Source organism: Nocardia sp. CA-129566 (assembly GCF_050956075.1).
Lineage (GTDB): Bacteria > Actinomycetota > Actinomycetes > Mycobacteriales > Mycobacteriaceae > Nocardia.
In genome coordinates this window covers 815,349-829,936 of record NZ_CP192085.1, presented here as the reverse complement: position 1 = coordinate 829,936, position 14,588 = coordinate 815,349, and the positions used below count along the sequence as shown (strand labels likewise).

13 protein-coding genes are annotated in these 14,588 nt (G+C 67.2%); 8 read left to right on the top strand and 5 right to left on the bottom strand.

What is annotated here, in order from left to right; all coding sequences use genetic code 11:
• Nucleotides 1-70 precede the first annotated feature (70 nt).
• The 8 genes from ACQP0C_RS03835 to mnhG all read left to right on the top strand — a co-directional run bounded on the left by ACQP0C_RS03835 (nt 71) and on the right by mnhG (nt 9,908).
• A complete protein-coding gene (locus tag ACQP0C_RS03835; RefSeq protein ID WP_433730592.1) occupies nt 71-2,338 on the top strand; it encodes an AAA family ATPase in 2,268 nt (755 codons plus the stop codon).
• Between the two features lie 101 nt (nt 2,339-2,439).
• Nucleotides 2,440-3,768, top strand: a complete 1,329-nt coding sequence (locus ACQP0C_RS03830; RefSeq protein ID WP_433730590.1) for a hypothetical protein — start codon at nt 2,440-2,442, stop codon at nt 3,766-3,768.
• 110 nt (nt 3,769-3,878) lie between these two features.
• Entirely contained in the window at nt 3,879-6,731 is a 2,853-nt protein-coding gene (locus tag ACQP0C_RS03825; protein WP_433730588.1) for a Na+/H+ antiporter subunit A, read from the top strand.
• Nucleotides 6,728-7,102: a Na(+)/H(+) antiporter subunit C gene (locus ACQP0C_RS03820; protein WP_433682288.1), complete on the top strand. Its 375-nt coding sequence runs from the start codon at nt 6,728-6,730 to the stop codon at nt 7,100-7,102. Before ACQP0C_RS03825 ends, ACQP0C_RS03820 begins: the two co-directional genes overlap by 4 nt.
• On the top strand, nt 7,099-8,718 hold the full coding sequence (locus ACQP0C_RS03815; protein ID WP_433730586.1) for a Na+/H+ antiporter subunit D: 1,620 nt from the start codon (nt 7,099-7,101) through the stop codon (nt 8,716-8,718). Before ACQP0C_RS03820 ends, ACQP0C_RS03815 begins: the two co-directional genes overlap by 4 nt.
• A 28-nt stretch (nt 8,719-8,746) precedes the next feature.
• On the top strand, nt 8,747-9,322 hold the full coding sequence (locus tag ACQP0C_RS03810; RefSeq protein WP_433730584.1) for a Na+/H+ antiporter subunit E: 576 nt from the start codon (nt 8,747-8,749) through the stop codon (nt 9,320-9,322).
• The gene (locus ACQP0C_RS03805; protein WP_433730582.1) at nt 9,319-9,579 is read left to right on the top strand and encodes a monovalent cation/H+ antiporter complex subunit F; all 261 of its coding nucleotides are present in this window, start codon (nt 9,319-9,321) and stop codon (nt 9,577-9,579) included. Before ACQP0C_RS03810 ends, ACQP0C_RS03805 begins: the two co-directional genes overlap by 4 nt.
• Nucleotides 9,576-9,908 (top strand): monovalent cation/H(+) antiporter subunit G, encoded by a 333-nt coding sequence (mnhG, locus tag ACQP0C_RS03800; RefSeq protein ID WP_433730580.1) that lies wholly within the window; start codon nt 9,576-9,578, stop codon nt 9,906-9,908. The genes ACQP0C_RS03805 and mnhG overlap by 4 nt, the downstream gene beginning before the upstream one ends.
• A 6-nt stretch (nt 9,909-9,914) precedes the next feature.
• Here the strand turns inward: mnhG and ACQP0C_RS03795 are convergent, their stop codons facing one another.
• The 5 genes from ACQP0C_RS03795 to ACQP0C_RS03775 form a co-directional block, all read right to left on the bottom strand.
• Complete coding sequence (locus tag ACQP0C_RS03795) at nt 9,915-11,249, bottom strand: DUF5933 domain-containing protein (RefSeq protein WP_433730578.1); 1,335 nt, start codon at nt 11,247-11,249, stop codon at nt 9,915-9,917.
• A 131-nt stretch (nt 11,250-11,380) separates the two neighbouring features.
• Nucleotides 11,381-12,526, bottom strand: coding sequence for a glutamate--cysteine ligase (locus ACQP0C_RS03790; RefSeq protein ID WP_433730576.1), 1,146 nt, complete (start codon nt 12,524-12,526; stop codon nt 11,381-11,383).
• A 14-nt stretch (nt 12,527-12,540) separates the two neighbouring features.
• Nucleotides 12,541-13,227 (bottom strand): superoxide dismutase[Cu-Zn], encoded by a 687-nt coding sequence (gene sodC / locus ACQP0C_RS03785; protein WP_433730574.1) that lies wholly within the window; start codon nt 13,225-13,227, stop codon nt 12,541-12,543.
• Between the two features lie 206 nt (nt 13,228-13,433).
• Nucleotides 13,434-14,000, bottom strand: a complete 567-nt coding sequence (locus tag ACQP0C_RS03780) for a LytR C-terminal domain-containing protein (protein ID WP_433730572.1) — start codon at nt 13,998-14,000, stop codon at nt 13,434-13,436.
• Nucleotides 14,001-14,067: 67 nt separating this feature from the next.
• A complete protein-coding gene (locus tag ACQP0C_RS03775; RefSeq protein WP_433730570.1) occupies nt 14,068-14,412 on the bottom strand; it encodes a DUF3263 domain-containing protein in 345 nt (114 codons plus the stop codon).
• Between the last annotated feature and the right edge of the window lie 176 nt (nt 14,413-14,588).

The window sequence follows — 14,588 nt, the reverse complement described above, 5'->3', positions numbered from 1 at the left end:
TTGCGCACGTCCAGCAGTCGATCCGGCGGTCCGGCGGCCAAGCGGGCGCGCGCGCGGGCAGAATGGCACGGTGGCAGAACTGGCACTCACCGCGCGACTGAACCCCTCCGCCGCCGACGCCAGGCGCGGGGTGGTCCGGCTGCATCCGGAGGCACTGACCGCGCTCGGGCTGCGGGAGTGGGACGGGATCGCGCTGGTCGGGTCGCGGCGTACCGCGGCGGTGGTCGGGGTGGCCCCGGCCGGCACACCGGCCGGGGTGGCGCTACTCGATGACGTCACGCTGTCCAATGCCGGACTGCGCGAGGACGCGAATGTAGTGGTGTCACCCGCGACGGTGTACGGCGCCAGACAGATCTCGGTCAGCGGTTCGGTCCATGCCACCAGAACCATTCCGGCGGCGACGCTGCGGCAGGCACTGCTCGGCAAGGTGGTGACCGTCGGCGACGCGGTATCGCTGCTACCCCGCGATCTCGGCCCCGATATCAGCTCATCGGCTGCCACCCAGGCGCTTTCACGCACCTTCGGCATCGCGTGGACCACCGAACTGCTGACCGTGACCGCGACCGATCCCGGACGTGGCCCGGTGAGCGTGCAGCCGAATACCGCGGTCGTATGGGGTGCGGGTGCGGTGGCGGCCCGGGATTCCGCAGATCGGGCGGCGGCCGGGATACCGAGCCCGACCGGTGAGACCGCGCGCGGCGTCACCGAGGCCGGGGCCATGCAGACCATGGCGGCGACCGACGGCGCGGGCGCGGGCTGGAGTACGACGAGCGGTGCATCCGCCATCCCGGTCGAGGAGCTGGCGGGCGCGCACGGGCAGGCCGCGAAACTGCAGGAATGGCTCAGCCTCGCACTCGATGAACCGGAGCTGCTGAAAGCCCTCGGCGCCACACCCCATCTCGGGGTGTTGATCACCGGTCCGGCCGGGGTCGGCAAGGCCACCGTGGCACGCGCGGTGGCATCGCCACGGCGCATCGTCGAACTGGACGGCCCGACGGTCGGCGCGGCCGAGAGCGGCGCGCGGTTGCGCGAGGTCGGCGACGCGGTGGCCGAAATCTGTTCCGGGCGTGGCGGAATCCTGCTCATCACCGATATCGACGCACTGCTGCCCACACCGGCCGAACCGGTCGCCACCCTCATCCTGGATCAGCTGCGCGCGGCGATCGCGGCACCCGTGGTCGCCTTCCTCGCCACCACGGCGCATCCGGCCGGAATCGATCCGCGACTGCGGGCGCCGGATCTGTGCGATCGTGAGCTCGCGCTCGCGCTGCCCACCGCGGCGGTGCGCAAGACGCTGCTGGAGCAGTTGCTGCGCAAGGTGCCGACCAAGGATCTGAAGCTCGACGAAATATCCGCGCGCACACCAGGATTCGTGGTATCCGATCTGGCCGCGCTGTGCCGGGAGGCGGCGCTGCGGGCAGCATCGCGGGCCAGTAAACAGCATTCGGAGCCGGAGCTGACGCAGGCGGATCTGCTCGGCGCCACCGAGGTCATCCGACCGCTATCACGTTCCGGCACAGAGGAACTCGCGATCGGCAGCCTCAGCCTCGATGACGTCGGCGATATGGTCGAGACCAAAGAGGCACTGACCGAAACCGTGCTGTGGCCGCTGCGGCATCCGGATTCGTTCGCCCGCCTCGGCATCCATCCACCGCGTGGCGTACTGCTCTACGGCCCGCCCGGCTGCGGCAAAACGTTCCTGGTGCGCGCGCTGGCCGGCACCGGCCAGCTCAGCGTGCACGCGGTCAAGGGTGCGGAGTTGATGGACAAATGGGTGGGCGCATCCGAACGGGCGGTGCGCGAATTGTTCCAGCGTGCACGCGATTCCGCACCCTCGCTGATCTTTTTGGACGAGGTGGACGCGCTCGCGCCGCGGCGTGGTCAGAACAGCGATTCCGGTGTCGGCGACCGCGTGGTCGCGGCACTGCTGACCGAACTCGACGGCGTGGAACCGCTGCGTGATGTGGTGGTCCTCGGCGCGACGAATCGCCCGGAACTGATCGATCCGGCACTACTGCGGCCCGGTCGGCTGGAACGCCTGATCTTCGTGCCGCCGCCGGACACCGACGCCCGACTGGAAATCCTGCGCGCCGCCGGAAAGTCGGTACCGCTGGCCGCCGATGTCGATCTCGTCGCGCTCGCCGCCGACCTGGACGGCTACTCCGCGGCCGATTGCAGCGCCCTGCTGCGCGAGGCCGCACTGGCCGCCATGCGCCGCGACGTGGCGGCCGCCGATGTCACCGCCGCGGATGTCGCGGCGGCACGGGCGGTGGTGCGACCGTCGCTCGATGCCGATCAGGTCGAGTCGCTGCGTCGGTACGCCGATACCCGGCGATAGCTGTTATCGATGGGTGCAAACCCTCGGTAATCGACGTCTTCCTGGGGTTTTCTCAAATCCGACATATCCGGGCGATATGGGCGCAATCACAGGATCCCGGGTTGAGCGCGAGTAAGTTCGACCAGGTGCACAAGATCGGCAATGCGGTCGACACGATCACGGCCTGCCTCGGGGCCGCGGTCGCGGGCGTCGCGATGTTCTTGCCGATCAACTTCAGCTGGACCACGGAAACCTCGCCGTATCGGCTGGCCAGCCTCAACAACAGCGTTCCGCGCGGGGCCGCGATCGGGGTGATCGTGGCGGTCGCGGTCGCAGTGCTGGTGACCACCTTCAGCAAGCCGATGATGGCGTGGGCGGTAGCGCTCGCCGCGGCGTTCACCATGGATATCAACCACTTTGCCGGACGCCATGTTTCCTCGGCCGACATGCTGACCACGCAGAACTATCTGGATTCGATCCTGGCCGGAGTGCTGCTCGGCGCACTGGGCGCCGCGGTACTGCGGCGACCGGGTCCGGCGGCCGGATTCGCGATCGGCGGCGCGGGATTCTTCGTCTACGGTGATCTGGCCGAGTTGTTGGAGACTTCCGACGGCGATCCGTATTCGGTGCTGGAGACACCGCCGCGCTGGCTCATCGGGGTGGCGGTGGTGTTGCTCATCATCAGTACGCTGCGCAACCGATCCCAGCCCAAGCAGCCGAGTTCGCCGACGACGGTCATCGAGCTTCCGGTGACGCCGATCCTGGCCTCGATGGTGCTGGCACTGGTGATCCTGGCGATTACCGAATGGCTGGCGCGCCAATATCAGCACGCACCCGATGTCGGTCACGCGGTCGAGATCGGGATGGCGGTGGCCGCCACCGTCATCGCCGCCACCGCCGCGGCCATGCTGCTGCCCGGCCGGGATGGGGCCGGGGTGTATCTCGCGGTGAGTCTGGTCGCCGCCGCCGACGCGGTCGGCGGTGACTCCAGGCCCGCTTGGAGTATCGCCGCGCTGCTCGTGCTCACCGCGCTCGGGCTGCTGGTCGGGATCCGCATGCCCTCGATGTTCATCGCCATCTTCCTGATCGCCGGGCTCGCGGTATTCGCGCTGCTGAAATCGGCCAACCACGGCTATGTGGTCGCGGCCAGCAGCGCCGTCATCGCCCTTACGGCCGGTTACTGTTGCGGCGCCGCCTGGCCCCGCTACGCGCCGAGCGGCGTACTCGCCATCGCGGCGCTGTATCTGCCCTCGATAATCACCGCACTACCGCACGACTCCGCCGAATGGCCGCCGGCCGGGAGCGCCAACCACCAAACGCTGGCGGGCCGGACCGCGCTCGCCATCGTCGCCGGCTCGGCCCTCGGTTTGGTGGTACTGCGCCGAATCCGGCCGCGTCGCCGACCGAAGCCGAACCACCCCGTCGCAGGCGAATCGGTAGCGGACATATAGCCCGATCGCGCGGAGATGGCATACGCCATACCCGCTCGGCCGACGAAAGTCCCAGGCCCCAAGTAAGATCATTCGCATCACCCCGCCGCAACGACCCGACGGAGTGCAGTTTGCTCGCAATCCTGCTCGCGCTCGCGATGGCCGCACTGGCGGCTCCACTGTGTGTGCGGACGCTGGGGCGCAACGGTTTCTATGTGCTCGCGCTGGTGCCGTTCGGCTGCCTCGGCTGGGTGATCGCGAATTGGGGTAGTACACAGCGGGTTCGGGTCGGCTGGGCGCCGAGTATCGAGATGAATATCGATCTGCGCTTCGATGTGCTGGCCGCGATCATGTCCGTGCTGGTGCTCGGCATCGGAGCGCTGATTCTGACCTATTGCGCCCGGTATTTCGAGGACGACGAACCCCGGCTCGGGGTATTCGCCGCGCAGTTGGTCGCCTTCGCCGCGGCCATGTTCGGGCTGGTCACCAGCGATAATATGTTGCTGCTCTTCGTCTTCTGGGAAATGACGACGGTGCTGTCGTTCCTGTTGGTCGGCCACAATGCCGAGCAGGCCGTGAGTCGGCGGGCGGCGATTCAGGCGCTATTGGTGACCGGCGCGGGTGGGCTGGCGATGCTGGTCGGGATCGTCATCCTGGGGCAGGTCGGCGGCAGCTATCTGCTGTCGGATCTGCTGACCGGCCCGCCGACGGGCAGCGCGGCGACGGTCGCGGTAGTGCTGCTGCTGGTCGGGGCGTTGAGCAAATCGGCCATCGTGCCGCTGCACTTCTGGTTGCCGGGCGCGATGGCGGCGCCGACACCGGTGAGTGCATATCTGCATGCGGCGGCCATGGTGAAGGCGGGTGTGTATCTGGTTGCCAGGCTCGCACCGGCGTTCGCCGGTAGCCCGGCCTGGCATCCGCTGATCCTCACCCTCGGCGTGGCATCGATGGTGCTCGCGGGGTTGCGGTCGCTGCAGGTGACCGATCTGAAGTTGGTGCTCGCCTTCGGGACGGTGAGCCAGTTGGGGCTGCTGATCCTGCTGGTCGGGGTCGGCACTCCCGATGCGGCATTGGCGGGGGTGACATTGATCGTGGCACACGCGCTTTTCAAGGCGGGTTTGTTCATGGTGGTCGGGATCATCGATCACGGCGCCGGGACGCGCGATCTGCGGGAATTGTCAGGGCTGGGACGTCGAGCTCCGGTGCTGCGCGCGATAGCGGTGCTCGCCGCGCTGAGCATGGCCGGGATACCGCCGCTGCTCGGATTCGTCGGCAAGGAGAGTGCGCTGGGCGCAATCCTGGACGCGGATATCCTCGCCGAGCCGGCCAGGTTGGTGCTGGTTGCCGGTGTCGCGTTCGGATCCATGTTGACGGTCGGCTACAGCATCCGATTCATCTGGGGCGCCTTCGCGGACAAGGATCTGGCGCCCCTCGCACCGGATGCCGATGGCGGTTCGCACGGGCCCGGTCACTGGCATGCGCCGGGCGTGACGTTGCTGTGCGCGCCCGCGCTGCTCGCGGTCGCCGGCTTGGTCGCTGGCCTTCTGGCACCACGACTGGATCGGCTGCTGAACCCCTATGCGAAAACCCTGCCCGGCGTGCTCGACTCGCATCCGACACTCTGGCACGGGTTCAATACCCCACTGGCACTGACGATTCTGATCATCGGCGCGGGCATCGTGTTGTTCCGCATGCGCGGTCGCATCGGCGAGTCCGCGACGCTGCTCGGCAATGCCGACCGCGCCTACGACGCCACCCTGCGGGCCATGGACCGGCTGTCGCTGCGGATGACCGGCGCCGTGCAGCGCGGTTCGCTGCCGCTGAGTCAGGCGGCGATCCTGGTGACGCTGATCCTGCTGCCGACGGCGCTGCTCGCGGTCGGCACCCGCACCGGCGTTCGCCTGCGCCTGTGGGATTCGCCGTTCCAGACGGTAATCGCCGCGATCATGGTCGCCATGGCGTTCGGCGCGACCGTGCTGCGCAACCGGTTGGCCAGCGTACTGGTCGTCGGTGTCACCGGCTACGGCTGCGGTGTGATCTTCGCGCTGCACGGCGCGCCCGATCTGGCGCTCACCCAATTCCTGGTCGAGACACTGACTTTGGTGATCTTCGTACTGGTACTGCGCGCCTTTCCCGCCGAGATCGACGAAAGCCGCACGGCCGCCTTCAAAGTGCGCAGGGCCATCCTGTCCGTGCTGGTCGGTGCGACGGTGGCGGTGCTGGCCGCCTTCGCCATCGCCGCGCGCTCGACCGAACCCATCTGGCATCTGATCCCCGATGCCGCATACACATTCGGCGGCGGCAAGAACGCGGTCAATGTCCTGCTGGTCGATATCCGGGCCTGGGACACACTCGGTGAGATCTCGGTGCTCGTCGTGGCGGCGACCGGTGTCGCGTCACTGGTGTTCCGCAGTCGGCGCTTCGGCAGCGCGCCGCGCGCGGTGGATGCCCCGAACTACGACCCGGACCTGGTGAGCTGGCTGCCCGCGGGCCGGTTGGTGGATCGGCGCTACCGATCGATGGTCCTGCAGATGACCACCCGGCTGGTCTTCCCGACCATCATGGTGCTGTCGGTGTACTTCTTCTTCTCCGGCCACAATGCCCCCGGCGGCGGTTTCGCGGGCGGGCTCACCGCCGGACTCGCGCTGACGCTGCGCTATCTCGCGGGTGGCCGCTATGAACTCGGCGAGGCACTGCCCGTCGACGCGGGACATCTGCTCGGCGCCGGACTGGCGCTGGCCGCCGGAACCGCGGCCACCTCGCTGCTGGTCGGCGCGCCGCCGCTGTCCTCGGCGCTGCTGGAGGTGACGCTGCCGGTGCTCGGGCACGTCAAGGTGGTCACCGCACTGTTCTTCGATCTCGGTGTCTATTTGATCGTGGTCGGCCTGGTCCTGGACGTGCTGCGCAGCCTCGGCGCCCGCCTGGACAGCGAACTGGCCACCGCCGAGAACGAATCCACCTCGGCGCGCGGAGATTTCCAGTGAGTGCGAATCTGACCCTGCTGATCCTGATCGGGATTCTCGTCGCGTGCGGGGTCTATCTGATCCTCGAACGCGCCGTATCGAAAATGCTGCTGGGCATGATCCTGTTCGGCAATGCGGTGAATCTGCTGATCCTCACCGTCGGCGGGCCGCACGGCCGCCCACCGATCCGCGGCGAGGCCGAGTCGGAGATGGCCGATCCGCTGGCGCAAGCGATGATGCTCACCGCGATCGTGATCACCATGGGCCTGGCGGCTTTCGTGCTCGCACTCGCCTATCGCTCCTACATCCTCACCACCACCGAGACGGTGCAGAACGATCCGGAGGACGTCGAGGTCGCCGCCCGGCGCGAGGGCGAGGATCCGGAGCATTGAGCGATCCGCTGACCACGCTCGCACCGCTGCCGGTCCTGGTGCCATTGCTCGGGGCGGCGGGCACACTGGTGTTCGGACGACGGCCCCGCATCCAGCGCACGCTGATGTTGGCCGTGCTCGCCGTCGGGGTCGTCATCTGCGCGATGCTGTTGTATCTGGTCGATCGCGACGGCACCACCGCGCTGCAGGTCGGCGGCTGGGGCACACCGATCGGCATCACACTGGTGGTCGACCGGCTCTCCGCGGCAATGCTGCTCGTCTCCGCGATCGTCTTGCTCGCGGTCTCTGTCTACGGTGCGGGCCAGAATATTCGCGATGGTGACGAGCGGCAGCCGACCTCGATCTATCGGCCCACCTACCTCGTACTCACCGCGGGTGTTTCGGCCGCCTTCCTCGCTGGCGATCTGTTCAACCTGTTCGTCGGCTTCGAAATCCTGCTCGCCGCATCCTTTGTGCTGCTGACCGTCGGCGCGACCGCGGACCGGATCCGGGCCGGTATCGCGTATGTGATGGTCTCGATGGTGTCGTCGCTGATCTTCCTGACCGGTATCGCACTGGCCTACGCGAGCACCGGAACACTGAATCTGGCCCAGCTGGCCGTGCGAATGGGCGAGGCGCCCAACGGCATTCGAATGTCGGTCTACGCGGTGCTGCTGGTGGCCTTCGGCATCAAGGCGGCGGTCTTCCCGCTGTCGAACTGGCTGCCCGACTCCTACCCCACCGCCCCCGCACCGGTGACCGCCGTATTCGCGGGCCTGCTGACGAAAGTCGGTGTGTACGCGATCATCCGGACCCATACGCTGTTGTTCCCCGACGGCGGTTTCGACGCCATACTGCTCGTCTGCGGTCTGCTCACTATGCTGATCGGCATACTCGGCGCGATCGCGCAGAGCGATATCCGACGGCTGCTGTCGTTCACGCTGGTGAGCCACATCGGGTACATGGTGTTCGGCATCGGACTGTCCACCGCCGCCGGACTGTCCGGCGCGGTGTTCTATGTGGCGCACCACATTCTGGTGCAGACCTCGCTGTTCCTGGTGGTCGGATTGATCGAGCGACAAGCGGGTTCGGTATCGCTGCGCCGACTCGGCGGTTTGGCGGCGGCGAGTCCGCTGCTGGCCATCCTGTTCCTGGTGCCTGCCTTGAATCTCGGCGGCATCCCGCCGTTTTCGGGATTCATCGGCAAGGTCGCCCTCTTACAGGCGGGCGCGGCGGACGGCCGCGTACTGGCCTGGGTCCTGGTCGCGGGTTCGGTAGTGACCAGTCTGCTCACGCTGTATGCCGTCGCACGGGTGTGGAGCAAGGCGTTCTGGCGGCCGCGCGCCGAGGCACCGGAGGGGCACCTCACCGCAGCGAAACCGCCGACGCTGGTGGAGGATTCGACCGATGTCCGCTACGACGAGCGCACCGATCCCGGACGGATGCCGCTGCTGATGGTGCTGTCGACGGCGGCGCTGGTGGTGGTCGGCCTCTGCCTGACCGTCTTCGCCGGTCCGATCCTGCGCATCGCCGATCGAGCGGCGACGGATCTGAGCGACCCCACCGTGTATGTCGGTGCGGTGCTGGGCGATTCGTCCGCCGAACATGGCCGAGTGAGTAAGGGACCGATCCGATGAGCGAGCGAAGCACTTGCGTGGTGCGGGCATGAGTACCGGCGTGGCGCGGTTGCTCCCCAGCCGGGCGACGGCGGTACGCATCGGCGTGCTGCTGTGGCTGACCATCGTGTGGTTGACGCTCTGGGGCGATCTCAGTGTCGGCAATGTATTGGCCGGACTCGGGGTCGGTGCACTGATCATGCTGACCTTGCCGCTACCCCGGGTCCCGGTATCCGGGCGGCTGCATCCGCTGTCGCTGGTCGAATTGATCGTTGTCAGTGCGTATTACGCGCTGGAATCGAGTCTGCAGGTGGCCTGGTTCGCGGTGCGTCCGGCGCCACCGCCGGTTTCCGGTGTGCTGCGGGTGAATTTGAGTATGCGCTCGGATCTGGTGCTGGTGTTGTGCGCCGACGTGCTCAATCTGATTCCCGGGACGATGGTGCTGGAGATCGACCGTCAGCGCTGTGTCATCTACGTGCATGTTCTGGATGTGAGCAGCGAAGCGGCGGTCGACACGTTCTACCGGACCACCCGGCGGCTGGAACGGCTGCTCATCTCGTCGTTCGAGCGCCCCGCCGAATGGCGTTCGGCCACGGGGAGTTCCGATCCGGAGGTGGAATCGTGACCGTTGTCGCCATTGTGGCGGGCATCATGCTGATGGCCGCGGCCGTACTCGTCAGCTACCGCATTCTCGCCGGACCGAACACCCTGGACCGGGTCGTCGGCATCGACTCGCTGGTGGCCATCGCCGCCTCCGGACTCGCGGTCTGGGCCGCCTACAGCGATGACACCACGGTCGTGCCCGCGATCGTGGCGCTGGCCCTGGTCGGCTTCCTCGGCTCGGCCGCGGTCTCCCGATTCCGGGTCAGGGATGACGTATGAACCTGTGGCACTTGGCCGCCGGAGCCCTCATCCTGACCGGCGCGACGCTCGCACTGACCGCGGCCATCGGCATCGTGCGCTTCCCCGACACCCTCTCCCGTATGCATGCCGCCACCAAACCCCAGGTCATCGGCCTGATCCTGGTGCTGGCAGGTACGGCGATCCAACTGCGCGGCCACGGCAATATCGGGCTGCTGGTGCTGGTCGGCCTGTTCACCCTGCTCACCGCCCCGGTCATCGCCCATTTGATCGGTCGCACGGCCTACCGGGAACAGCGCTACCGTGACGGGCTGCTGCGCGTCAATGAACCGCGCGACGACACCCGCTGAGCCGCCTCAGGATCGGACCGGAATCCGCTCCTCGGGTGCGTCCACCGGCACCACGGCGAACCATGTCGCATGGAACGCGGCGGCCATGGCGGCCAACAACGCGAGTACGGCCGTCCCGGCGAGCACCGGATATTCGGCCATCGAGACCGCAAGATAGCGGAAGGCGAGCAGCAGTGCGCCGAGAATCGCCGCGCCGAACAGGACCAGTCGCACGCGGAACCAGCCCCAGCCGCGTTCGGGATCGCGCAGCACGGATTCGACGGTCAGGCACAGCACCGCGCCCGCGACCAGGTCGACGCCGTAGTGGTAGCCGAAGCCGAGGGTCGCGGTCAACGTCGCGAGCAGCCAGAACGCGCCGAGGCAGCGCAACCACAGCGGGGCGCGCGAGCCATCGGTGTCGCGGCGGGTGTGCACGAAGACCGACAGCGCCCACGCGGTGTGCATGGAGGGCATGCAGTTGCGCGGTGTGTAGGCGTCGAAAGGCATTGTCGCCGGATTGCGGTCGACCGGTGGGATGACACCGGGCCAGAAGTTACCGACCTGCAGGCCGTGGCCGTCCGCGCCGAAGGCGAACATCGGGCCGACCACCGGGAAGATCACATAGATGACCGGGCCGAGCAGTCCGAGCACCAGGAAGGTGCGCACGAGATAGTGAGTCGGCCATCGACCGGTCGAAACCACCCGGCGCAGCTGCCACACCGCGACGACGATCGCCGCGACCGGTAGTTCGATATAGACCCAGTGCAGTACCGCGTAGACGGCCGGTCCGAGTGCATCCACCACCCGGCCCATCACCCACGACGGATCGCCGAGCGCGTGGTCGGCGAGCGCCACATAGACGTCGTAGACCTGTGGACGGCTGACCACCGTAATGTGCAGCCACACATCACCGACCTTGGTGGCCAGGACCAGCAGTGCGCCCAGGGCGGCGGCGTGCAGCGCATTGCGGCGCTCGACCCCGCGCCAGCGGAATACCGCGACCAGCGCCAGACCGGTCAGCACAATGGTCGGACCATTGCCGATGGCGAACGATGCACCGCTGAGCAGTCGAATACTCGCCCACACCGCGTCGATACCGGCGGCGATGCCGACCGCGATCATCCTGCGGCGCTGGGAGATTCCGACCAGGGCCAACACCAGTCCGGCCCACGGCACCGACATGGACTTGGGCGTGCCGACGTAGTCGTGCCACAGACTCCCGAGCGGACCCTCGAAATCGTGCCCGATCGAACCCAGCTGCAGGGCGATGAGCAGCAGTGGCACCGCCGCGACGGCGGCCACCATCCAGATCCGCGAGCGTAGCGCGCGCACCCGCTCGATGCGGCTGCCACGGCTGTCCATTTCGAGCACTTTGCGAGCGATCGCTACGCGTTGACCCGGATCTTCGACAAGCACATCGACCATAGTAAACGGGGGATGAACGCCATCCCCCTGGCCAGCTGAACGTCAGCAGACCGTTCGCCCCGGCGACGCTACTGGTCCAGCTCCTTGACCAGGGCATCGACCACCGCGACCAGATCGCCCTGTGTGCTGGCGGCCACTTTGCGCTGCCGCTGATAGGACGCGCCGCGCTGCGGGATCTCCGCCACCAGCGCGAGTTCGTCCGCACATCCCAGCCGTTTGGCCGTCGGCTCCAGCCGGTGCAGCAGATCCGTCAGATCGTCGGTGACCAATCGCTCATTGCTGTCGTCATCGACAATGATGATCGCGTCCAGGCCGTAGCGGGCGGCCCGCCACTTGTTCTCCTGGACATGCCACGGCGGAATGGACGGCAGCGCTTCACCGCTCTCGAGGCGCTGATCGAGGTCGACGATCAGGCAGTGGATCAGCGCGGCCATGGCCGCCAGCTCCGCGCGGGTCGAAATCCCATCGCAGACCCGCACCTCGATGGTGCCCCATTTCGGCGCTGGCCGGATATCCCAGTGCATGCCGCCGAGCTGCTCGAAGACCCCGGTCTTCATCTGGTCGTGCACGAAATGCTCGAACTGCGTCCAGTTTTCGAATTGGAACGGCAGACCGGCGGTCGGCAGCTGCTGGAACATCAACGTCCGGTTGCTCGCGTAACCGGTATCCGCACCGGCCCACATCGGCGAGGATGCCGACAGTGACAGCAGATGCGGATACGACAGCAGCAGCGAGTTCAGAATCGGAAAGACCTTCTCGCGGTGCGAGACTCCGACGTGCACGTGCACGCCCCAGATCATCATCTGGCGCCCCCACCACTGGGTGCGATCGATCAGCTCGTCGTAATGCGCTGAGCGCGTGAGCTGTTGGGCCGACCACTGGGCGAACGGATGGGTGCCCGCACAGAACAGATCGACGCCGAGCGGATCTGCGGCGCGGCGCACGGTATCCATGGTGCCGTGCAGATCATCGACCGCCTCGCCGACCGAGTTGTGCACACCGGTGACGAGTTCGACCGTATTGCGCAGCAATTCCTTGGTGACCTGCGGTGTGCCATCGTAGGCGCGCAGCTCGCCGAGCGAATCGAATACGGCCGCAGCGGTATTCGACAGATCGCGGGTCACCTTGTCGACCAGCGCGATCTCCCATTCGATACCGATAGTTGGCCGGGGTGAGCCCTGGAAGGGAACCCGCGCGATTGCTGTCCCGGCCATATCGGTGAACCTTGCTACTGGATGACGCCGCAAGCGACGCGGCCGCCCGCGTCGCCGGTCGCAAGAGTGGTCTCGTCCGGACCGGCGACACCGTCGGCGCGGACATAACGGTTGGGGATATTGCCGAAGTTATCGGCGTCGGCGTGGATCATCAGGGCCTTGCCCTTGATGTCGTCCAGGGTCACCGCATCGGTGGTGGTGACCAGCTTGGCCGAACCGTCCGCACGGACCTCCAGCGAGGTCAGATCGCCGCTGGCCGGATGCGCGTTGGCGCTGCCGACCTGCAGGTGGCCACCGGCGGAGAGGAAATCACCCGCGGGACCGCCGGTGGGTGCGACCGAATTCGGCTCGCACTTGCCGACCTGGTGGATGTGCAGGCCATGGAAGCCCGGACGCAGTCCGTGCGCCTCGATGCTGACCTGCAGGTGGTTACCGTCCTTGGTGATATTCGCGACCGCGACCGAGGCGCCGGCGGCGTCCTTCAGGTCGACCTTCACCCCGGGGTTCGCGTTCGGCGCGCCCGTTTCGGTGCCGAACTCGTTGGCGGGCGGGGCGGACGCACCCGTCCACACCGGGGGCGTTGTTCCCTTGACTTCGCTCGACTCCTGACTGTTCGAGCAGGCCGCGAGGCCGAAGACCGCGACAGCGAGCACCGGGGTCACAGTCCGCCAGGACGGGCGACGAGATGTGTACGGGGCCATCGGGGGAACTCCTTTACGAGTACCGAGTTTACGAGTAAAGCTGGGTGGACACGTTCGTTACCGGACAAGATGATGCCACGCCCGCCGTGTCGTACCGTGACAGGGCCGTGTCGCGGCGAGGCGGTATTCATTTCGCGACGCTCCCGGGACCTCCGTGGTCACGCTCGGCTAGGCCGGCAGGCCCGCCGCTCGCACCGCGGCACACCTCAGTTGCCCGTGACAACCACAGTGACACCCGAACCCGAACCTGCCGCTCGGGGCGCGGCGGTCGCGCCCAGTTCGTCGGCAATGGCCAGTGCGGCTTCTTTCTCACCGGGGCTATTGCCGTAGTACACAGTCGTATTCGTAATATTCGGGCCGGGATAGTTGCCGACCTCGGCGACCGTCCAGCCGTTGGCGGTGAGCTCACTCGCCGTGCGCGCGGCCAATCCGGCGACCGTGCTGTTGTTCAGAACGTGTACCGGCACCGCGCGATTCGCCGTTGTGGTCGACGCGGTCGTCGTCGGCGTTGTGGTCGATGACGTAGCGGCCGGTTTTGTGGTCGAGGCCACCGGGGTGGTCGTCGCGACCGCCGTGGTTGCGGCGGCCTGACTCGTGGTCGCGGTGGTCTGACCCATTGCCGCGGTCGAGGATTCACCCGACCCCGAGGTATCGGAGTCCGAACTCGATAACGACATCGCGCCGAGCCCGGCGAACACGATGGCCAGCGCGATCAACACCATCGCCAGCGCGCGCAACGGCGGCCCGCCGGAGGTGGGATTCGAGTAGCTCACGTAAAAGACCCTATCCGCAAACCGGGTCCCATGGTCGTTGCGCGGTGCCCGCTTTTACGGCGGCGCGTCATACCTGGAAGCCGAGCCTCCGGGCGGCTCGCGCCTTCTGCCTGCTCGCCCGCAGTCGGCGCAGCCGCTTCACCAGCATGGGATCGGCAGCCAGTGCCTCCGGCCGGTCCACCACCGCGTTGAGCACCTGGTAGTACCTGGTCGGCGACATGCCGAACAGCTCACGAATGGCCTCTTCCTTGGCACCGGCGTACTTCCACCATTGCCGTTCGAAGGCCAGAATGTCGTGCTCGCGACGGCTGAGACCGTCACTGCCATCGCCGACCTGTGTGGCCGTGACATCCTCGCTCGCAGAAGGGCCGCCCTGGATCGCGGAAAGATTCCGAGCCGCTGCGCCGTCCATCTTGCTCCCTCGCCGAGTAAGAACCACCAGACGAAAAATGATGCTTATACGTCGCGGAACATTGAACCACGGGCCCGAGGGATTGCCCCACCTCAGTGACGGCGTGTTCCCTACCGGCCGGTAGCGAGTCGCAACGACGCGTTGTCGGGCTCGCGAACGCCATCGGCAATAATTGG